The organism is Luteimonas soli (assembly GCF_042648865.1).
GTDB classification, from domain to species: domain Bacteria; phylum Pseudomonadota; class Gammaproteobacteria; order Xanthomonadales; family Xanthomonadaceae; genus Luteimonas; species Luteimonas soli.
On record NZ_JBHRYA010000009.1, the window covers coordinates 18,769 to 37,319 of the forward strand.

21 protein-coding genes are annotated in these 18,551 nt (G+C 69.5%); 14 read left to right on the plus strand and 7 right to left on the minus strand.

Going from position 1 to position 18,551, the window contains the following annotated elements; all coding sequences use genetic code 11:
* Nucleotides 1–58: 58 nt before the first annotated feature.
* Together ACFONC_RS12880 and ACFONC_RS12885 are read right to left on the minus strand one after the other, a co-directional pair.
* A complete protein-coding gene (locus tag ACFONC_RS12880) occupies nucleotides 59–922 on the minus strand; it encodes a class I SAM-dependent methyltransferase (RefSeq protein WP_386744731.1) in 864 nt (287 codons plus the stop codon).
* Nucleotides 919–2,355: an FAD-binding protein gene (locus ACFONC_RS12885; protein WP_386744732.1), complete on the minus strand. Its 1,437-nt coding sequence runs from the start codon at nucleotides 2,353–2,355 to the stop codon at nucleotides 919–921. Before ACFONC_RS12885 ends, ACFONC_RS12880 begins: the two co-directional genes overlap by 4 nt.
* Before the next feature lie 123 nt (nucleotides 2,356–2,478).
* On the opposite strand from ACFONC_RS12885, the gene ACFONC_RS12890 reads away from it, so the two are divergent.
* From ACFONC_RS12890 to ACFONC_RS12910, 5 genes are all read left to right on the plus strand, one after another.
* Nucleotides 2,479–3,291 (plus strand): helix-turn-helix domain-containing protein, encoded by an 813-nt coding sequence (locus tag ACFONC_RS12890; RefSeq protein WP_386744734.1) that lies wholly within the window; start codon nucleotides 2,479–2,481, stop codon nucleotides 3,289–3,291.
* 129 nt (nucleotides 3,292–3,420) lie between these two features.
* Nucleotides 3,421–4,149: a TetR/AcrR family transcriptional regulator gene (locus ACFONC_RS12895; RefSeq protein ID WP_386744735.1), complete on the plus strand. Its 729-nt coding sequence runs from the start codon at nucleotides 3,421–3,423 to the stop codon at nucleotides 4,147–4,149.
* Between the two features lie 68 nt (nucleotides 4,150–4,217).
* On the plus strand, nucleotides 4,218–5,192 hold the full coding sequence (locus tag ACFONC_RS12900; RefSeq protein WP_386744737.1) for an HlyD family secretion protein: 975 nt from the start codon (nucleotides 4,218–4,220) through the stop codon (nucleotides 5,190–5,192).
* A gap of 241 nt (nucleotides 5,193–5,433) precedes the next feature.
* A complete protein-coding gene (locus ACFONC_RS12905) occupies nucleotides 5,434–6,375 on the plus strand; it encodes an ABC transporter ATP-binding protein (RefSeq protein ID WP_386745147.1) in 942 nt (313 codons plus the stop codon).
* On the plus strand, nucleotides 6,372–7,475 hold the full coding sequence (locus ACFONC_RS12910; RefSeq protein WP_386744739.1) for an ABC transporter permease: 1,104 nt from the start codon (nucleotides 6,372–6,374) through the stop codon (nucleotides 7,473–7,475). The genes ACFONC_RS12905 and ACFONC_RS12910 overlap by 4 nt, the downstream gene beginning before the upstream one ends.
* A gap of 65 nt (nucleotides 7,476–7,540) precedes the next feature.
* Here ACFONC_RS12910 and ACFONC_RS12915 read toward each other — a convergent pair whose 3' ends face one another.
* Nucleotides 7,541–7,822 carry a hypothetical protein gene (locus ACFONC_RS12915; RefSeq protein ID WP_386744740.1) on the minus strand — a complete coding sequence of 94 codons (282 nt, stop codon included), beginning with the start codon at nucleotides 7,820–7,822 and terminating at the stop codon, nucleotides 7,541–7,543.
* 13 nt (nucleotides 7,823–7,835) lie between these two features.
* Nucleotides 7,836–9,260 carry a tRNA (N6-isopentenyl adenosine(37)-C2)-methylthiotransferase MiaB gene (gene miaB / locus ACFONC_RS12920; protein WP_386744742.1) on the minus strand — a complete coding sequence of 475 codons (1,425 nt, stop codon included), beginning with the start codon at nucleotides 9,258–9,260 and terminating at the stop codon, nucleotides 7,836–7,838.
* Nucleotides 9,261–9,466: 206 nt separating this feature from the next.
* Here miaB and ACFONC_RS12925 point away from each other — a divergent pair, with 206 nt between their 5' ends.
* From ACFONC_RS12925 to ACFONC_RS12950, 6 genes are all read left to right on the plus strand, one after another.
* Nucleotides 9,467–10,336 (plus strand): lytic transglycosylase domain-containing protein, encoded by an 870-nt coding sequence (locus ACFONC_RS12925; RefSeq protein ID WP_386744743.1) that lies wholly within the window; start codon nucleotides 9,467–9,469, stop codon nucleotides 10,334–10,336.
* A gap of 180 nt (nucleotides 10,337–10,516) precedes the next feature.
* The gene (petA, locus tag ACFONC_RS12930) at nucleotides 10,517–11,143 is read left to right on the plus strand and encodes a ubiquinol-cytochrome c reductase iron-sulfur subunit (RefSeq protein ID WP_386744745.1); all 627 of its coding nucleotides are present in this window, start codon (nucleotides 10,517–10,519) and stop codon (nucleotides 11,141–11,143) included.
* 3 nt (nucleotides 11,144–11,146) lie between these two features.
* Nucleotides 11,147–12,418, plus strand: a complete 1,272-nt coding sequence (locus ACFONC_RS12935) for a cytochrome b (protein ID WP_386744747.1) — start codon at nucleotides 11,147–11,149, stop codon at nucleotides 12,416–12,418.
* Nucleotides 12,419–12,506: 88 nt separating this feature from the next.
* Nucleotides 12,507–13,208 carry a cytochrome c1 gene (locus ACFONC_RS12940; RefSeq protein ID WP_386745149.1) on the plus strand — a complete coding sequence of 234 codons (702 nt, stop codon included), beginning with the start codon at nucleotides 12,507–12,509 and terminating at the stop codon, nucleotides 13,206–13,208.
* A gap of 175 nt (nucleotides 13,209–13,383) precedes the next feature.
* Entirely contained in the window at nucleotides 13,384–14,019 is a 636-nt protein-coding gene (locus ACFONC_RS12945) for a glutathione S-transferase N-terminal domain-containing protein (protein ID WP_386744749.1), read from the plus strand.
* A 121-nt stretch (nucleotides 14,020–14,140) separates the two neighbouring features.
* Nucleotides 14,141–14,599 carry a ClpXP protease specificity-enhancing factor gene (locus ACFONC_RS12950; protein WP_386744751.1) on the plus strand — a complete coding sequence of 153 codons (459 nt, stop codon included), beginning with the start codon at nucleotides 14,141–14,143 and terminating at the stop codon, nucleotides 14,597–14,599.
* A gap of 66 nt (nucleotides 14,600–14,665) precedes the next feature.
* Here the strand turns inward: ACFONC_RS12950 and ACFONC_RS12955 are convergent, their stop codons facing one another.
* From ACFONC_RS12955 to ACFONC_RS12965, 3 genes are all read right to left on the minus strand, one after another.
* A complete protein-coding gene (locus ACFONC_RS12955) occupies nucleotides 14,666–14,992 on the minus strand; it encodes a DUF3301 domain-containing protein (RefSeq protein WP_386744753.1) in 327 nt (108 codons plus the stop codon).
* Between the two features lie 221 nt (nucleotides 14,993–15,213).
* Nucleotides 15,214–16,071, minus strand: coding sequence for a carboxylating nicotinate-nucleotide diphosphorylase (gene nadC, locus ACFONC_RS12960; RefSeq protein WP_386744755.1), 858 nt, complete (start codon nucleotides 16,069–16,071; stop codon nucleotides 15,214–15,216).
* A complete protein-coding gene (locus tag ACFONC_RS12965; RefSeq protein ID WP_386744757.1) occupies nucleotides 16,068–16,337 on the minus strand; it encodes a Trm112 family protein in 270 nt (89 codons plus the stop codon). The genes nadC and ACFONC_RS12965 overlap by 4 nt, the downstream gene beginning before the upstream one ends.
* A 74-nt stretch (nucleotides 16,338–16,411) precedes the next feature.
* Here ACFONC_RS12965 and purE point away from each other — a divergent pair, with 74 nt between their 5' ends.
* From purE to ACFONC_RS12980, 3 genes are read left to right on the plus strand one after another with little or no spacing between them, the layout of a single operon-like run.
* A complete protein-coding gene (gene purE, locus ACFONC_RS12970; protein WP_386744759.1) occupies nucleotides 16,412–16,927 on the plus strand; it encodes a 5-(carboxyamino)imidazole ribonucleotide mutase in 516 nt (171 codons plus the stop codon).
* Nucleotide 16,928: 1 nt separating this feature from the next.
* Entirely contained in the window at nucleotides 16,929–18,089 is a 1,161-nt protein-coding gene (locus ACFONC_RS12975; RefSeq protein ID WP_386744760.1) for a 5-(carboxyamino)imidazole ribonucleotide synthase, read from the plus strand.
* 36 nt (nucleotides 18,090–18,125) lie between these two features.
* Entirely contained in the window at nucleotides 18,126–18,461 is a 336-nt protein-coding gene (locus tag ACFONC_RS12980; protein WP_386744761.1) for a carboxymuconolactone decarboxylase family protein, read from the plus strand.
* Nucleotides 18,462–18,551: the final 90 nt, after the last annotated feature.

The window sequence follows — 18,551 nt, forward strand, 5'->3', positions numbered from 1 at the left end:
GGCGTGTCGGGGGCCAACCGCGGGACTGGCCGCCGATGCTTCGGATTCACCTGCGCGGTCACCATCGCGGCAACAGCGTGCCGCGGAACAGCCATTCGCCCGGACACGGATCCGGATCGCGTCCGTCGTCCGGATCGGCGACGTGCGTGACGGCAAGGCCGGCCGCGGCCATCACCGCTGGCAGGCATGGGCGCGTGGTGCCCCAGGCGAACGGCTCGCCGCGCCGCGCGAGCCAGCCGCGCAGCCACGGTCGCTGGCACCGGAAGCCCGGCATGCCGTCTTCGCCACACGCCATCGCGGAGGCGACGACATCGATCCGCGCGCGGCACTGCGCGCGCACGCCGCGCCACAGCGAAGACACGATGTCCGGCCGCAGGTACATCAGCAGGCCTTCGGCGACGGCGATGGTGGGCACGTCGCGCTCGAGCCCGCGCAGCGTATCGCCAGGTCCTTCCGTCGTGAAATCCATGTCGCGCATCAGCAGTCGCGGCTGTTCGATGCCACAGGCCTGCAGCGCGCGCTCGCGGACCGCGATGGTGGCAGCACGATCGACTTCGAGCACGCGCAGCGACGGATGTCGCGCCGCCATGCAAGGCCCAAGCGCGTCGAACCCCGCGCCCAGCACCAGCAGCTGCCGCGCGCCCGCTTCGATGGCCTCGTGTACCCAGTGGCGGATACGGCGCTTGCGCCAGCGGTAGTGCGCGGCGATGCCCGGCAGGACGGCGGCTTCCGCCAGGCGCAGGAGCAATCGCCCGCAAGCCGAATCCACGCGCCGCAGCAGCCGCGCGCCGGCGTCGCCACACGCGTCCAGGCTGGCGCGGGCGAACCGCGCATGCAGGTCGTCGCGTCCTTCGCGGCGGGCCGCCAGCGCCTCGGCCGCCGCGATCAGCATCGACGTGGATGCCCCGGCGGCCATGGTCATGCCGGCTCCTCGCCGAACAGCCGGCAGTGGTGGCGATACCAGTCGCTGCACCAGCGGCCCGCCGGATCGACTTCCCGCTTGGCGCGCAGGAACTCCGCGAATCGCGGGTGCGCCGCCTCCACCTGCTCCCGCGTCGCCCAGCGATGGTAGGTGAGGTAGTAGCTGCCGCCGCGCGCGAGGGCGAGGTCGATGAGTGCGCGGAAGCTCTCCGCGGCGGCGGCAAGCCCGGCGGCGTCGTGGCGCACGTGCAGGTTGAACACCACGCACGCCCACGGCTCGCGCGCCCAGGCGAGCACGCTGTCGATATCGCGTTCGACCAGCCGCACGGTGCCGTAGACGACCCGTGCACGGGTGCGGCGCAGGCTGTCGGCGGCGGCGGCGAGGAAATCGGCGAGGCGCGCCCGCGGCACGTAGAGCTCGGTGATCATTTCCGAGCCGGCATGCCCGAGGCAGGCGTCGATGCCGGCGTGGTAGTCGCCCAGGTACACGCCGGCCTGCTGCTCGTCGGAGGCGTAGCGCTGGCCGTCCGTGGCCAGGTAGAACGCGGCGTACTCGGAGAACGCGCGGCCCGGGTCGACGTGCGCCAGCGCCAGCAGGCGGGAGAAGCCACGCGTGTCCAGCGCGCGTCGCGGCGCGGCGTCGGGCGTGCCGGCCACGGGTCGGTAGCAGGACAGGATGCCCAGGTCGAGGAAGTCGTCGCTGGCGGCATCGACGGTGAACTGGAAGTCGCCGTACGTGCAGCCGGCCGCGATCGCCACGTCGAAGTCCGCCATCAACCGCGTCGCCCGCGTCATCCGCACCTCGCGCTGCAGCGTCGATCGCGGCACCAGGCGCAGGGTGATCTCGACCACTGCGCCGAACAGGCCGTAACCACCGGCGACCAGCGCGAAAAGGTCGGGGTTCTCGCGCCTGTTCGCACGCACCCGCTTTCCGTTGCCGTCGATCAGGGCCAGCGACTCGACGTCGTCGACGAAGGGCGCGAACGCCAGTCCCCGGCCGTGGATGTTCGACGCCAGCGCGCCGCCGAGGCTGAAGTCGTCGGCGCCGGTCTGCTTCTGGCGGATCGTCCAGCCGTGCGTGTTGCCCGGATGCGCGGCGAGCCAGGCGAGCAGGGCGGGCCAGCGAATTCCCGCTTCGACCGTCACGAGGCCGCGATCGTCGTCGAAACCGGTGACCCGGTCGAGCGCGCCCAGGTCGAGCACGCGGCCACCGGACAGGAACTGCTGCCCACCCATGGCGTGCCGCGCGCCCATCAGTGCCAGCGGCTCGTCGGCTTTGGCGCTGGCCCTGACAGCCTCCATGGCCTCGGCGACGCCGGCCGGCTGGATGACGGCGCCGACGCGGGTCGGGTTGAGGCGCGAATGGACGTCGTTGAGCTCGGTGCCGGTGTCGACGGCAACATGCGGTTCGGTGCGGGCGGCAAGGGAAGGCATCGGATGGCTGCTCCTGTTCCAGGCCGGCGCCACCCTCGTACTGCGTATCGAAATTTGCAAAGAGAGTATGCCAAGTATCGAAATTTGATACTTTGCGTGCCAGCCCTCGATACCGGACTGCCCATGGCCGAACGCGACCAACTGCTGCGCGCGCTGAAACAGGTGCTGAAACTGCGCGGCATGCGCTATGCCGACCTCGCCCGGGGCCTGGGCGTCTCCGAACCGACCGTCAAGCGGATGCTGTCCACCGGCCGCATCGACCTGGCGCGCCTGGAGCGCATCTGCGGACTGCTGGATATCGACCTGTTCGAACTGGTGCGCCTGGCGCGCGGCGCACGCGCCGGGCGCGTACACCTCGAACCGGCGCAGGAGGAAGCGCTCGCCGCCGATCCGCGCCTGCTGCTGGTCTTCCACCTGCTGGGCAACGACTGGAAGGTGCCGGCGATCCGTCGCGAGTTCGGACTCGATGTACCCGAGGTGACGTTGCTTCTGGCCCGGCTCGATCGCCTGCGGCTGGTCGAACTGCTGCCGCGCGACCGCGTCCGCCTGCGCGTGGCGCGCGACTTCGAGTGGCGCGAGGACGGCCCGGTGCGCCGCCGCTACGCGCAGGTCGCGACCGGCGAGTTCCTGCGCGATGCCTTCGGCGGCCGCGACGCGCTGCTGGTCATGGAAGTGCGCGAACTGGGCGACAGCTCGATCGCGGTGCTGCGACGCAAGCTTGAACACCTCGCCGCGGAGTTCCGCGAGATGGCCGCCATCGACGCCACCCTGCCACCCGCGCGGCGGCGCAGCGCCGGGATGCTGCTGGCGCTGCGGCCGTGGGTGTTCTCGCTGCTCGATTCGCTGCGGGGTGCGCAGCCGGGGCGGGCAGGGGGCGACGAGAGCGACGGCGGGCCGGGCCGGGCACCGCGCCGGCGAAAGTCGGCAAGTGATTGATCGACAACGGCTTCCGGACAGGCAGTAGGCGAAACGGACAGGAGTCGTGGCCGCCGGCGCCTGCCGTTCGTCGCATTTTCGACCACGGGTGGTTGATCTTTAATTAATCAATGAATTAAATTTTGGCGCATGGACAATCGCCCACCGAAATCCGGCGCCGGGCGCCGACCGGCCCGCAAGAACACCGACAGCGCGCCAGGCGCCGGCAAGGCCACAAGGCCGCGAGCCCCCGGCCGCCCGGTCGGCAAGCCCGCCGACCAGCGCGAACGCTTGCTCGATGCCGCGATCGCCTGCTTCGTCCGCCAGGGCATTTCCGCGACCTCGCTGCGCGCCATCGCGTCCGAAGCGGGCGTCACGCCGGCGCTGCTGCACTACTACTTCGGCGACAAGAAGCAGTTGGTCGATGCGCTGGTGGAGGAGCGGATGCTGCCGGCCTTCGCGGTGGTGCGCGGGCGCGTGGAAGCGGCGGGCGACGACGTCGCCGACACGGTGGCGGCGTTTGTCTGCGGCGTGACCGAAGCGATGAAGGCCCGCCCCTGGTGGCCGCAGCTGTGGGTGCGTGAAGTGCTGTGCGAAGGCGGCGCGCTGCGCGACCTGCTGGTGACCCGGGTCGCGCCGCAGATCACGCGCACGATCGCAGACCGCTTCGCCGCTGCGCAGGCGCGCGGCGAAATGAACGCCGACCTCGACCCGCGCCTGCTGATGACCTCGCTGGTCGGCCTGACCCTGCTGCCCGCCGCCGGCGCACCGATCTGGCGCACGCTGTTCGACGCAGAGGACCTTGGCCTGGACGACGTGCGCCGGCATGCCATCGCGCTGCTCGATCGCGGGCTGGAGCTGAAGGGGGCGCGCACATGACAAGCACCGTTCGCGTCCATCGCGACCCGCGGCGACACCAGCACGCTTTGATACGACGAGGTTTTCCGATGAAGGCCAGGCCGCGCAAATCATCCGTCCTGCTGGCGCTGTGCCTGCTGTCGTTGGCAGGCTGCCACGACGACGTGCCGCAGGCGCTGGGCACGCTGGAGTACGACCGCGTCACCTTGCCGGCGCCGGTGGCCGAGCGCATCGTCTCGATCGACGTGCGCGAAGGCCAGCGGGTCGAGGCGGGCACGAAGCTGGTGACGCTGGAGCGCACCCGCACCGGCGCGCAGGCACAGGCGGCATTGGCGGACGTGCAGCGGCAGCGCGAGGTGCTGGCCGAGCTGCGGGCCGGACCGCGCGGCGAGGACATCGCCCAGGCGCGCGCCAACCTCAACGCGGCGCAGGCGCAGGCCCGCGATGCCAGCGCCTACTACGCGCGCCTGCAGCCGCTGGGCAAGCGCCAGCTCGTGGCCGCCGCCGATGTCGACAGTGCCCGCGCCGCGGCCGGCAACGCGCAAGCCCGGGTGCGTGCCGCGCAGGCCGCGCTTGACGAACTCGAGCACGGCACCCGCGCCGAACAGGTCGCCCAGGGCGAAGCCGCGCTGCAGGCCGCGCAGGCCCAGGCCGAAGCCGAGCAGGCCACGCTGCGGAAGCTCGACCTGGTGGCGCCGCGCGCCGGCCGCATCGACAGCATTCCGTACAAGCTTGGCGACCAGGCCCCGGTCGGCGCGCCGCTGGTGGTGATGCTGGTCGGCAACGTGCCGTATGCGCGCGTGTACGTGCCCGAGCCGCTTCGCGCCGGCGTCGCCGTCGGCCAGCGCGCACGAGTGTTCGTCGAAGGCCGCGACAAGGCGTTCGAAGGCAGCGTGCGGATGATCCGCAACGAACCGACCTTCACCCCGTACTACGCGCTGACCGGCGAGGACGCGGCGCGGCTGAGCTACCTGGCCGAAGTCCAGCTTGCGCCGGGCGCCGACCTGCCGGCCGGGTTGCCGGTGCGGGTGGAGTTCGCGGGCGGGCCGGACGAAAAGCGGTGAAGCAAATCCCCCGCTACGCGCTGCGCGCTTCGCTGCCCCCTTTTTCAAAGGGGGCTGATGGGTCGCACGCTGGCGTGGCTTTCCCGAGTGGAGGCTGGAAAAGAGAGCGGGCCTGCGGCGGCTTCCAACCCCCTTTGAAAAAGGGGGCAGGCGTTCGCGCAGCGACCGCCGGGGGATTTGTTCTCCGCAACGTGGCCCGCACCCCATGAGCACTGCATCCCCGGACAGCAGCGCACCGGCCATCCGCGCCCGCGGCCTGACCAAACGCTTCGGCGAGCTGGTCGCGGTGGACCACGTCGACCTGTCCGTGCCGCGCGCCTGCGTGTACGGCTTCCTCGGCCCCAACGGTTCGGGCAAGTCGACCACCATCCGCATGCTGTGCGGCCTGCTCACGCCCACCGAAGGCGAGATCGAGGTGCTCGGCCTGCGCATCCCGGAACAGTCCGAGCAGCTGCGCAGCCGCATCGGCTACATGACCCAGAAGTTCTCGCTGTTCGGCGACCTCACCGTGCGTGAGAACCTCGAGTTCCTCGCCGCCGTGCAGGACGTGCCGAAGGCACGCGCGCGCAAGCGCATCGACGACCTGGTCGAGCAGTACCATTTCGGCGACCGCCAGAAGCAGCTTGCCGGCACCATGAGCGGCGGCCAGAAGCAGCGCCTGGCGCTGGCCGGCGCGGTGATACAGGAGCCCGAACTGCTGTTCCTGGACGAACCGACCAGCGCGGTCGACCCCGAATCGCGCCGCGACTTCTGGGAAAAGCTCTTCGACCTCGCCGATACCGGCACTACGTTGCTGGTCTCGACCCACTACATGGACGAGGCCGAGCGCTGCCACCGCATCGCGATCCTCGACCATGGCGCCCTGGTCGCCGACGGCACGCCCGACGAACTGACCGCCGCGCTGGAAGGCCGCACCGTGCTGGTCGACGCCGCCGAACCGCGTCGGGCGCAGAAGGCGCTGGTCGACGTGCCCGGCGTGCTCAGCGTCGCCCAGATCGGCAACAACCTGCGCGTGCTCACCGACCGCAATGGAGACGCCGCCTCGCGCATCCGCGGCGTACTCGAGCAAGCCGGCCTGCAGGCCGGTGTCGGCGCGTCGCAGCCGAACCTCGAGGACGTGTTCGTCTCCGCCACGGGCGGCAAGGCCGACGACGAGCGCGAGCAACGGGGAGGGCCGGCATGAACCTGCGCCGCATGCTCGCCATCGTGGTCAAGGAACTGCGCCAGCTGCGCCGCGACCGCATCACCCTGGCGATGATCCTCGGCATCCCGGTGATGCAGCTGGTGCTGTTCGGCTACGCGATCAACCTCAACCTGCGCGGCCTGGACACCGGCATCGCCGACCAGGCCAATACAGCCGCTTCGCGCGCGCTGGTGATGGACATGGTCGCCACCGGGGTCATCAACCCGACGCTCAGCGCGACCTCGCCGCAGCAGCTGATGGAAGCGCTGCGACGCGGCAAGGTCAGCATCGGCGTGGTGATCCCGCCGGATTTCGAGCGTCGCCGCTTCGACGGGCGCGAGGCGGTGCAGGTGCTGGTCGACGGCAGCGACACGGTGGTGCAGAGCGCCGCCGTCCAGCTCGCGCAGCTACCGCTCGATACGCGGCCGGTCACCAACGCGAAGGGCGAACGCACCGCCGCCGGCCAGGTCAGCGTGGTCAGCTTCTACAACCCCGAGCGGCGCTCGGCGGTCAACATCGTGCCCGGCCTGATCGGCGTGATCCTGACCATGACGATGGTGCTGTTCACCGCCGTGGCGATCGTGCGCGAGCGCGAGCGCGGCAACATGGAGCTGCTGATCGCCACCCCGCTCAGCCGGTCGGAGCTGATGGTCGGCAAGGTGCTGCCCTACGTCGCGATCGGCCTGCTGCAGACCACGGTGGTGCTGGCCCTGGGGATGTGGCTGTTCGACGTGCCGGTGCGCGGCAGCATGCTGGACGTGTACATCGCCTCCATGCTCCTGATCGTCGCCAACCTCGCCCTCGGCCTGCTGATCAGCACGCGGGCGCAATCGCAGTTCCAGGCGATGCAGATGACGTTTTTCGTGTTCCTGCCTTCGATCCTGCTGTCGGGTTTCATGTTCCCGTTCGCGGGCATGCCGCGCGTCGTTCAGTGGCTGGCCGAGGTGCTGCCGCTGACCCACTTCCTGCGCATGGTCCGTGGCGTGATGCTGCGCGGCGCAAGCCTGGTCGAGCTGTGGCCGGAAGTGCTGGCGTTGCTCGCGTTCACCGCGGTGATGATGACGACGGCGATCCTGCGCTTCAGCAAGCGGCTGGATTGAAGCGAGGCCGCAGGTCGGGGCTACACCCCCGACGGCTTTTGACGGGGGCGTAGCCCCGACCTGCGTCAACGACGAGGGCGGCGCAGTTCGCGCACCAGCAGCGCGATCCCGATTGCGCCGGTGACGGTCGAGCCAGCCAGCCACATCCACGCCACCGGCGTCATTGCCAGTTCGCCGCCGGCCAGCGCATGGCGGCGGAACTCGACCACGCCCAGCAGTGCGATCCCGCACAGCCAGATGCCGATCGCGCAGCGGCGGATCAGCGAGGGCGCGCGCGGCGCGACGGGACCGTTTCGCAGGTCATCGGGCGGCCGGCCGTTCACGACGTGGGATGTGCGTGGCGGCACGGCAGCGGGGTTTTCATGCTGCGCCGTCTTCGTTGGCCATCGCCACGCGCCCGCGCAGCGAATTGGTGCGCGCTTCGGTGATCACGACATCGACGAACCGGCCCACCAGCCGCGGATGGCCGGGGAAGTTCACCGAGCGCATGTTCTCGGTCTTGCCGGTCAACTCGTTCGGATCCTTGCGCGAGGGGCCTTCGACCAGTACCGACTGCACGCTGCCGATCATCGCCTGCGAGATGCCGGCCGAATGCGCGTTGATGTGCGCCTGCAGCCGCGACAGCCGCGCGTGCTTTTCTTCACTGGAGACAGCGTCCTCGAGGTCCGCGGCCGGGGTGCCGGGGCGGCGCGAGTAGATGAAGGAGAAAGACTGGTCGAAGCCGACGTCCTCGATCAGCTTCATGGTTTTCTCGAAATCGGCCTCGGTCTCGCCGGGGAAGCCGACGATGAAGTCCGAGGAGATAGAGATGTCCGGCCGCACCGCGCGCAGCTTGCGGATCTTCTGCTTGAACTCGAGCGCGGTGTAGCCGCGCTTCATCGCGGCGAGGATGCGGTCGGACCCCGACTGGACCGGAAGATGCAGGTAATTGGCCAGCTGCGGCACGTCGCGGTAGGCCTCGATCAGCGAGTCGGAGAACTCCAGCGGATGCGAGGTGGTGAAGCGGATGCGGTCGATGCCGTCGATCTCGGCGATGGTGCGGATCAGCAGGCCGAGGTCGGCAACCTCGCCCTCACCGTACGACCCGCGATACGCGTTGACGTTCTGGCCCAGCAGGTTGACCTCGCGCACGCCCTGCGCGGCGAGCTGGGCGACTTCCACCAGCACGTCCTCGAACGGACGGCTGACCTCCTCGCCGCGGGTGTAGGGCACCACGCAGAACGAGCAGTACTTCGAGCAGCCCTCCATGATCGAGACGAAGGCGCTCGGGCCCTCGGCGCGCGGTTCTGGCAGGCGGTCGAACTTCTCGATCTCGGGGAAGCTGATGTCGACCTGCGGCGTGCCGGTTTCGCGGCGGGCACGGATCAGCTCGGGCAGGCGGTGCAGGGTCTGCGGGCCGAAGACCAGGTCGACGTAGGGCGCGCGCTTGACGATCGCCTCGCCTTCCTGCGAGGCCACGCAGCCGCCGACGCCGATGATCACCGGCTTGCCGTCGGCCTTGAGCGACTTCCAGCGCCCCAGCTGGCTGAACACCTTCTCCTGCGCCTTTTCGCGGATCGAGCAGGTGTTGACCAGGACTACGTCGGCCTCGGCCACGTCGTCGGTGAGTTCCAGGCCGTCGGCGGCCGCCAAGACGTCGGCCATGCGGGCCGAGTCGTACTCGTTCATCTGGCAGCCGTGGGTCTGGATGTAGAGCTTCCCTGCGGCGGGCAAGCCGGCGGGCTGGCCGTGGGGCAGGGCGGGCGATGCCGGCGCGGTGCCGGCCGGAAGGCGATGTTCGGTCATGACGGGTCCGGGTGGGCGGCGGTGATTCCGCGCCGGGTGGGGCGGGAGATTAGCAGACGCGTCGGGGCGACCGCGGTGCCGGGTGGAGCGCCGGGAAGGGCTTGGCGCTGCGAAAGGGGGCATCGGTCACGTCCTGCCGCGGCCGCCGGTCGCGTTTACCAATCAAGGACTTGGCAAGACGGGACAGAAGGGTGACACTCCGCGCGATGAAGGGGGTCAGGGGTCTACTGACGATTGCATGCCTGCTGCTGGCCGCCCCGGCCGCGGCCGGCACGCTGTACCGCTGCGACGGTGCCGACGGCGCGCGCAGCTACGTCAGCAAGCGGGTCGCAGGCGCCAAGTGCGTCGTCGTTGCCCGCTCCAGCCCGGCGTCCAGGCCCCGGTCGACGCCGGCCAGCGTCAATGCCAACGCGCCGGCCACCTTCGGCAGCGGGTCGTCGTCGAAGGAGCGGCCGGTCGTCGCCTCCGCCACCCCGGCCCGCAAGCCCACGCGCCTGGTGCAGGGGCAGGTCTATTCCTACATCAAGGACGGCGTGCGCCACTACACCAGCAAGCGCCCCAAGGGCGTGGAAGGCGCCACGGCGCTGCGCACGATCCGCTACAGCTTCCTCGAAACCTGCTTCGCCTGCGCCAGCAGTCCCGGCGTGAACTTCAACACGCTGCGCCTGAACACGTCGGCCTATTCCGACGAAATCAGCAAGGCGGCGAAACAGTACGGCGTGGAAGAGGCCGTCGTGCGGGCGATCATCCACGCCGAGTCGGCCTTCAACCCCAATGCGCTGTCGCGGGTGGGCGCGCAGGGCCTGATGCAGCTGATGCCGGCGACGGCGCGGCGGTTCGGCGTCGGCAATCCGTTCGACGCGGGGCAGAACATCCAGGGCGGCGTGCAGTACCTGGCCTGGCTGCTGAAGCGCTTCAACGGCGACCTGACCCTCGCCGCGGCCGGCTACAACGCCGGCGAGGGCGCGGTCGACAAGTACGACGGCGTGCCGCCGTACAAGGAAACCCAGCGCTACGTGCAGCGCGTGGGCGTCCTGGCCGAGCGCTACCGCAGCTCGCTGGTGGCCGCCAACTAGCCCTCTTGCGTGGATTCGCGCGGCTTTCCGGGGCGCCGTGGCCCCCCGTGGCCGCGTTTCCGGCGCCCGAAGCATTGTCGGCCGATTCAGCCTTCCGTTACACTTTGTCGTCTTTGCGGCCGCTGCCATGGCGGCCGTGGCAGCCACTAACTAGCGACCGAAAGATTTGCGGAGTGCCGGATGGCCAATGAACAAGTGCTTGATCCCGTCGAAGACGGAGGGACCGTCGATCACGGTCGCCGCCGCTTCCTGACCGCCACCACGGCCGTGGTCGGCGCGGTCGGCGCGGGATTCGCCGCGGTACCCTTCATCAAGTCGTGGAACCCGAGCGCCCGCGCCAAGCTGGCCGGCGCACCGGTGACCGTGGACATCAGTGCCCTGGCCGAAGGCCAGCGCCTGGTGGACGAATGGCGCGGCCAGCCGATCTGGATCGTCAAGCGCACCAAGCAGATGATCGACATCCTGCCGACGCTGGACCCGCGCCTGGCCGACCCGGAGTCGACCACCGACCAGCAGCCGGACTACGCGCGCAACGAACTGCGCTCGATCAAGCCGGAGATCTCGGTGCTGGTCGGCCTGTGCACGCACCTTGGCTGCGCGCCGGAAATGGTCGCCGAAATCAAGCCCGAGCCGTTCGACCCGGAATGGAAGGGCGGCTACTTCTGCCCCTGCCACAAGTCGCGCTTCGACATGGCCGGCCGCGTGTTCCAGGGCGTGCCCGCGCCGATCAACCTGCTGGTGCCGCCGCACCACTACGAGGACGACAACACCATCGTCATCGGTGTCGATCCCCAGGGAGCCGCATAAGCCATGTCGAACGTGATCTCGCGCACCGCCAACAGCGTCTGGGACTGGGTCAACGAGCGCGCGCCCGGCATGATGCCGGTGTACCGCAAGCACATGAGCGAGTACTACGCGCCGAAGAACTTCAACTTCTGGTACTACATGGGCTCGCTGGCCCTGCTGGTGCTGGTCAACCAGATCCTGACCGGCATTTTCCTGACGATGCACTTCAAGCCGTCCGCGGCCGAGGCGTTCTCGTCGGTCGAGTACATCATGCGCGACGTGGAGTGGGGCTGGCTGATCCGCTACATGCACTCCACCGGCGCATCGCTGTTCTTCATCGTCGTCTACCTGCACATGTTCCGCGGCCTGATGTACGGCTCGTACCAGAAGCCGCGCGAGCTGGTGTGGCTGCTGGGCATGCTGATCTACCTGGTGCTGATGGCCGAGGCCTTCATGGGCTACGTGCTGCCGTGGGGCCAGATGTCGTTCTGGGGCGCGAAGGTGATCATCTCGCTGTTCGGCGCGATCCCGGTGATCGGCAACGGCCTGACCGAGTGGATCATGGGTGACTACCTGCCCGCCGACGCGACGCTCAACCGCTTCTTCGCCCTGCACGTGATCGCGCTGCCGCTGGTGCTGCTGCTGCTGGTCGTGCTGCATCTGGGCGCGCTGCACGAAGTGGGTTCGAACAACCCCGACGGCGTGGACATCAAGAAGGGCCCGAAGGGCAACCGCTGGGACGCCAACAAGCCGGCCGACGGCATCCCGTTCCACCCGTACTACACGGTCAAGGACCTGGTCGGCGTGGGTTTCTTCCTGATCCTGGCCGCCTTCATCATCTTCTTCGCGCCGACCTTCGGCGGCTGGTTCCTCGAGCACGACAACTTCACCGAGGCCAATCGCCTGGTGACGCCCGAGCACATCAAGCCGGTGTGGTACTTCACCCCGTACTACGCGATGCTGCGCGTGGTGCCGTCGTTCTTCGCGATCAAGTTGTGGGGCGTGCTGGTGATGTTCGGCGCGATCGTGGTGCTGTTCCTGGTGCCGTGGCTGGACAAGAGCCCGGTCAAGTCCTACCGCTACCGCGGCAAGCTGTCGTGGGTGATGCTGGCGATGTTCACGATCAGCTTCCTGTGGCTGGGCAAGATCGGCGCCGGCCCGGGCACCGACCCGGTGGAGACGATCATCGGCCGCGTGCTGACCTTCCTCTACTTCGTGTTCTTCATCACGATGCCGCTATGGACCAAGCTCGACAAGACCAGGCCGGTGCCGGAACGGGTGACGATGCATGACTAACAAGCCGGGAATCTGGAACAGGGAATCTGGAATCGTGACGAGCCGATATCGGAAGCTGGTCCGCGGCACGGCAGTGCTGCTGGCGGGGATGCTGGTTTCGTTTGGCGCGCTTGCCGCCGAGGGCGGGGCGCTGCGCCACGCCGGCGTTGACATCGGCGACCAGGCCTCGCTGCAGCGTGGCGCCAAGCTGTACATGAACTACTGCTCCGGCTGCCACTCGCTCAAGTACCTGCGCTACTCGCGCATGGCCGAAGACCTCGGCCTGAGCGAGGAAGACGTGATGGACAACCTCAACTTCACCGGCGCGAAGTTCGGCGAGCAGATCGGCGTCGCGATGACCACGGAGCACGGCACGAAGTGGTTCGGCAAGATGCCGCCGGACCTGAGCGTGATCGCGCGCGTGCGCGGCAGCGACTGGATCTTCAGCTACCTCACGTCCTTCTACCAGGACGAGTCGCGGCCGCTGGGCTGGAACAACACCGTGTTCCCCAATGCCTCGATGCCCAACCCGCTGTGGGAGATGCAGGGCCTGCAGCGTCCGGTCTACGGCAAGGTCGACCCGGAGAGCGGCGAGGCGCCCGTCGAGAGCCTCGAGATCGCGCAGCCGGGCACGCAGGACAAGGTGCAGTTCGACCAGACTGTCCGCGATATCACCGCTTTCCTGGAGTACGCCGGCGAACCGGCCGCGCTCAAGCGCCAGAGCATCGGCGTCTGGGTGATCCTGTTCCTGGCGTTCTTCACGTTCCTCGCCTGGCTGCTGAAGAAGGAATACTGGCGCGACGTGAAGTAGTTCGGTTCCACACGCTGGCGACCGGCGGGCCGCATGCGTGCGGTCGCCGGGTTTCGGCCCAGGAGGCCGGCGCCGCCTGCGACGGAGGAACGGCTCGGGGGAACCGGGCGACCGTCCGCGATGCGCGGGCGGCGTCGATGCGGCCGGCGGATTCCGGCCGTTGGAGAAGCCCATGATGGCTGCGAGTCCGCGTATGCGAAATGCACTGACCCTGTTTTCCTCCGTCGATGATGTCCTCTGCCACCGCGTCCGCCTGGTGCTCGCCGCCAAGGGCGTGACCTACGACCTGATCCCGGTCGACCCGCAGAACCCGCCCGAGGACCTGATCGACCTCAACCCGTACCACTCGGTGCCGACCCTGGTCGAGCGCGACCTGGTGCTGTACGCGGCGAGCGTGGTCTGCGAGTACCTCGACGAACGCTACCCGCATCCGCCGCTGATGCCGGTGGACCCGCTGTCCCGCGCCCGCCTGCGCCTGGCGATGCTGCGCCTGGAGCACGACTGGGTGCCGCAGGTGCAGGCGATCCAGTTCGGCACCAAGCAGCAGGCCGATGTCGGCCGCAAGCGGCTCAAGGAACTGCTCACCGCATCGGTGCCCCTGTTCAAGGCCAGCAAGTTCTTCCTCAATCCCGAAATGAGCCTGGCCGACTGCGCGATGGCGCCGATCGTCTGGCGCCTGGACGCGCTGGAGGTGTCGCTGCCCAAGGATGGCAAGGCGATCGAGGACTACGGCAACCGCATCTTCCGCAACCCGGGCTTCGTGCGCAGCCTGACCACGCAGGAAAAGAGCCTGCGCGAGATGCCGGCGTAGGTAGGCCGCGGTTGCACCCCATGCAGGCATCGCCGGCCACGCGAATCGGCCTGCACGCAAGGCTTCACGCACGCCCGACGCCTCCATCCGTCATCCGCAACGCAGGCGCTACACTGGCCGCATGAGTGAATCGCCGCCTGCAATGACGAGCCATCGCCCGTACCTGCTGCGGGCGCTTTATGAATGGATCGCCGACAACGGCATGACGCCGCACGTGCTGGTCGACGCCACCCAGGCCGGCGTGCGCGTGCCGCCACATACCGTCAAGGACGGCCGGGTGGTGCTCAACATCGCCGACCGCGCCGTGGCCAGGCTCGAAATGGACAATGACAGCATCCGCTTCACCGCCCGTTTCGGCGGGGTGAGCCATCCGGTGACCGTGCCGATTTCGGCGGTGCTGGCGATCTACGCCCGCGAGACCGGGCAGGGCATGGCGCTGCCGGACGACATCGGTGGCAATGGCGAACCGGCGCAGCCCGGTGCGGATGCCGCAGCCGATCCCGCCGACCCCGCCACGGGCGGACCGGACGACGACGACCCGCCGCCGCGCCGCGGCGGCCACCTGCGCGTGGTCAAGTAGCCAACCGGACCCGTAGGAGCGGCTGAAGTCGCTCCTGCGAAACCCTGGCGATGCCGATCCACGTCGTCAGTGCAGGTGCACCACGCTGGCCGCCTGTGCCGGGCCGCTGAAATAGACCAGTTCCTCGCCTCGCAGCACCAGGCGGCCGACGTTGCGGTCGTCGCCGCCGGACGAGTATTCGAAGCGGAAGCTGCGCTCGAATCCCAATCTGCCATCCGCGCCGCGGTGCAGGCGCACGCCGGTCGCATGCACGGTCTGGTCGAGCAGCTGCACGTTGGCCGCGCGGCAGGCATTACGGCCCAGCACCTCGGCCCGCTCCGCGGCTGCGCGGGCGGAACTCCACAGGGCGGCGGCGATGGCGCCGACGATCATCAGGATCACGAGGGTTGGCATGGTGGCAATGTAGGCAGGTGTGCGTGCCGTCCGCAATCCTTCGTCATGGCTGCGCCCCGACGCCCCGACGCCCCGACGCCCCGACGCCCCGAAGGTCGGGGTTGCGGAAATATCGTTCACCGGGAAATCCGATGCCACCGGCGTCGGGGGCGTAGCCCCGACCTACGGCAACCTCGGCTACCGCCGCCCTCGCAAAGTCGTTTCCACCAAACGACCGGCACTCACCCCGCCGGCGGCGGGCCGAGCTTCATTGACAGATCAATCGCCTGCACGTGCTTGGTCAGCGCGCCGATCGAGATGCAGTCGACGCCGTCCTCGGCGATCGCGCGCAGGCCGGGCAGGTCGACGCCGCCGGATACTTCCAGGGGAATCCTGCCCGCGGCGATGCGCACCGCCTCGCGCCGGGTTTCGGCGTCGAAGTCGTCGATCAGGATCCGCTCGCAGCCCTCCGTCAGCGCCTCCTCTAGCTGGGCCAGCGTCTCGACCTCCACGATCAGCGGCAGCGACGGCTGCTGCGCACGCGCGGCGCGGATCGCGGCGGTGAGCGACCCGGCGGCGCGGACGTGGTTTTCCTTCAGCATCACCGCATCGAACAGGCCCATGCGGTGGTTGCTGCCGCCACCGGTGCGCACCGCGTACTTCTGCGCCACGCGCAGGCCGGGGATGGTCTTGCGGGTGTCCAGGATGCGCGTGCGGGTGCCGCGCACCGCGTCGACGTAGGTCGCGGTGATCGTGGCGGTGCCGCTGAGGGTCTGCATGAAATTCAGCGACGTGCGCTCGCCGGTGACCAGCGCGCGCGCGTGGCCGGCCAGGGTGGCCAGCACGGTGCCGGCTTCGACGCGGTCGCCCTCGGACACGCGCCAGTCGATGGCCACCTCCGGGTCGAGCACGCGGTGGCAGGCGTCGAACCACGGCCTGCCGCAGACCACGGCCGGCTCCTTGCACAGCAGGTAGGCGATGTCCTCGTGGTCGGGCAGCAGCATCGCGGTGACGTCGCCTCTGCCGACGTCCTCGGCCAGCGCGCGCGCGACGTCGGCTTCCACCACGTCCTGCGGCGGTGGCGCAATCGCCGCGTTCATGCCGACGGGAAGTCCGCGACCTGTCCGGTCGCCAGGCCTTCCTCGACCAGCAGCACCGGGATGCCGTCGTCGACGCGGTAGACGGTCTTGCGGTCGCGCGTGACCAGCGCTTCGCGCAGCGGTTCGACCTGGGGCGTGTCGTCCGCGCGCGCGACGCCGCCGCCGGCGATGGCGCGGTTCAGCGCGTCGATGCCGGGCTTGTCGAGCAGCGACAGCGGCTGGCGGGTGGCGGGGCAGACGAGGATGTCGAGCAGCTTGCGATCCATGGCATTACCGTGTGGAGGGGTTCGCGGGACTTGTCCGGGCGGCCTAGAATACGTCTTTGTCACCGGGAGCGGCCATGGCAGCCAATCCGAAGCAAGCACTGGTGGGCCTCGTGATGGGCTCGCGATCGGACTGGGAAACGATGCAGCACGCGGCTTCGAGGCTCGAGGCGCTGGGCGTGCCGTTCGAGGTCCGCGTGGTCTCCGCGCACCGCACGCCCGATGTGCTGTTCGACTACGCGGCCGCGGCGCAGTCGCGCGGGCTGCGCGCGATCATCGCCGGCGCCGGCGGCGCCGCGCACCTGCCGGGGATGCTTGCGGCCAAGACCGCCGTGCCGGTGCTGGGCGTGCCGGTGCAGTCGAAGGCGCTCAACGGCATGGATTCGCTGCTGTCGATCGTGCAGATGCCCGCGGGCATCCCGGTCGCGACGTTCGCGATCGGCAACGCGGGCGCGTCGAATGCGGCGCTGTTCGCCGCGGCGATGCTGGCCTCCGACCATGTGGATGTCGCACAGGCGCTGTCCGCGTTCCGCCAGCGCCAGAGCGACGAGGTCGCCGGCAACGACGACCCGCGCGTCCCGGTCCGGAGCTGACGTGACCACCGTCGGGATCCTGGGCGGCGGCCAGCTCGCCCGCATGCTCGCCCTGGCCGGCGCGCCGCTGGGGCTGCGTTTCCTGGTCATGGACACGCAGCCCGACGCCTGCGCGGGACAGTTCGCGCCGCTGCTGGTCGGCGACTACCGCGACGAGGACGCGCTGGCCGAGTTCGCCTCGAAGGTCGACGTGGCCACGTTCGACTTCGAGAACGTGCCGGCCGAATCCGCGCAGTGGCTCAGCGAGCGCGTGCCGGTGTTCCCGAACCCGCGCGCGCTGGGCCTGATCCAGGACCGCCTGGCGGAGAAGACCCTGTTCCGCGACGCCGGCGTCCCGGTCCCGGAATTCGCCGACGTCACTTCGCGCGAAGGGCTTGATGCCGCGATCGCCGCGATCGGCACGCCGTGCATCCTGAAGACGCGCCGGCTCGGCTACGACGGCAAGGGCCAGTTCCGCATCCGCCCCGACAAGGCGGGCGCGACCGCGGACGATGCCTGGGACGCGCTCGGCGCGCAGGCGCAGACGGTGGGCCTGATCCTCGAAGCCTTCGTGCCATTCGAGCGCGAACTGAGCGTGGTCGCGGTGCGCGGCCGCGACGGCGAGTTCCGCACCTGGCCGCTGACCGAGAACTGGCACGTCGACGGCGTGCTCTCGGCCAGCCTCGCGCCGGCGCGCGTGGACGACGCGCTGTCGACGATCGCGTTCGACCACGCGCGCCGGCTTGCCGAACGGCTCGACTACGTGGGCGTGTTCGCGCTGGAACTGTTCTGCCACGGCGGCGAGCTGCTCGCCAACGAACTGGCGCCGCGCGTGCACAACTCCGGCCACTGGAGCATCGAGGGCGCCGAGACCTCGCAGTTCGAGAACCACATGCGCGCCGTGCTCGGCCGCCCGCTGGGCGCGACCACGATGCGCGGCCACGCATGCATGTTGAACTGGATCGGCGAGCTGCCCGACGCCGACGCCGTGCTGCAGGTGGCCGGCGGCCACTGGCACGATTACGGCAAGTTGCCGCGACCGGGGCGCAAGGTCGGCCACGCCACCGTGCGCCGTGATTCGGCGATGGAGCTTGCACAGGTGTTGCAGCGCGTCGGCGAGTCGCTCGGCCGCCAGGACCAGGTTGCGCCGGTCGTCGACGCGCTGGAGCGCAGCCATTCCTGATTCGATCCGTCTCCACAGCCAAAGAGGAACACGGCCATGCTCGACTGGAATGATTACCGCGACGAACTCAAGACACGCATCGGCGAGGTGGGCAAGCTTTCGCCCGACACGGTCCGCGGCTACGCGACGCTCAGCGGCGCCGGTGCGAAGACCGGGCACCTCGACGCAAAGACGCGCGAACTGATCGCGCTCGCAGTGGCGGTGACCACGCGCTGCGACGGCTGCATCACCGTGCACGTCGACGCGGCGCTGAAGCAGGGCGCAAGCCGCGAGGAGATCGCCGAGGCGCTGGGAGTTGCCGTCGCGCTGAACGCCGGCGCCGCGCTGGTGTACTCGGCGCGGGTGATGGACGCCGTCGCCGCGCACGGGTAGCGGGTGCGGTTCGGGGCACCGACACCCGCGACGCCGTAGGTCGGGGTTACGCCCCCGACGCCTCGGATGTCGGAGGCGCGGGAAGATCTG

Coding starts and splice junctions, on each gene's coding strand:
- ACFONC_RS12950 (WP_386744751.1), top strand. CDS start 14,141: ATGAGTGAATCGCCGCCTGCAATGACGAGCCATCGCCCGTACCTGCTG.
- ACFONC_RS12965 (WP_386744757.1), bottom strand. CDS start 16,337: ATGGATCGCAAGCTGCTCGACATCCTCGTCTGCCCCGCCACCCGCCAG.
- ACFONC_RS12885 (WP_386744732.1), bottom strand. CDS start 2,355: ATGCCTTCCCTTGCCGCCCGCACCGAACCGCATGTTGCCGTCGACACC.
- ACFONC_RS12900 (WP_386744737.1), top strand. CDS start 4,218: ATGAAGGCCAGGCCGCGCAAATCATCCGTCCTGCTGGCGCTGTGCCTG.
- petA (WP_386744745.1), top strand. CDS start 10,517: ATGGCCAATGAACAAGTGCTTGATCCCGTCGAAGACGGAGGGACCGTC.
- ACFONC_RS12940 (WP_386745149.1), top strand. CDS start 12,507: ATGCTGGTTTCGTTTGGCGCGCTTGCCGCCGAGGGCGGGGCGCTGCGC.
- ACFONC_RS12880 (WP_386744731.1), bottom strand. CDS start 922: ATGACCATGGCCGCCGGGGCATCCACGTCGATGCTGATCGCGGCGGCC.
- miaB (WP_386744742.1), bottom strand. CDS start 9,260: ATGACCGAACATCGCCTTCCGGCCGGCACCGCGCCGGCATCGCCCGCC.
- nadC (WP_386744755.1), bottom strand. CDS start 16,071: ATGAACGCGGCGATTGCGCCACCGCCGCAGGACGTGGTGGAAGCCGAC.
- ACFONC_RS12895 (WP_386744735.1), top strand. CDS start 3,421: ATGGACAATCGCCCACCGAAATCCGGCGCCGGGCGCCGACCGGCCCGC.
- purE (WP_386744759.1), top strand. CDS start 16,412: ATGGCAGCCAATCCGAAGCAAGCACTGGTGGGCCTCGTGATGGGCTCG.
- ACFONC_RS12910 (WP_386744739.1), top strand. CDS start 6,372: ATGAACCTGCGCCGCATGCTCGCCATCGTGGTCAAGGAACTGCGCCAG.
- ACFONC_RS12945 (WP_386744749.1), top strand. CDS start 13,384: ATGGCTGCGAGTCCGCGTATGCGAAATGCACTGACCCTGTTTTCCTCC.
- ACFONC_RS12955 (WP_386744753.1), bottom strand. CDS start 14,992: ATGCCAACCCTCGTGATCCTGATGATCGTCGGCGCCATCGCCGCCGCC.
- ACFONC_RS12980 (WP_386744761.1), top strand. CDS start 18,126: ATGCTCGACTGGAATGATTACCGCGACGAACTCAAGACACGCATCGGC.
- ACFONC_RS12925 (WP_386744743.1), top strand. CDS start 9,467: ATGAAGGGGGTCAGGGGTCTACTGACGATTGCATGCCTGCTGCTGGCC.
- ACFONC_RS12935 (WP_386744747.1), top strand. CDS start 11,147: ATGTCGAACGTGATCTCGCGCACCGCCAACAGCGTCTGGGACTGGGTC.
- ACFONC_RS12890 (WP_386744734.1), top strand. CDS start 2,479: ATGGCCGAACGCGACCAACTGCTGCGCGCGCTGAAACAGGTGCTGAAA.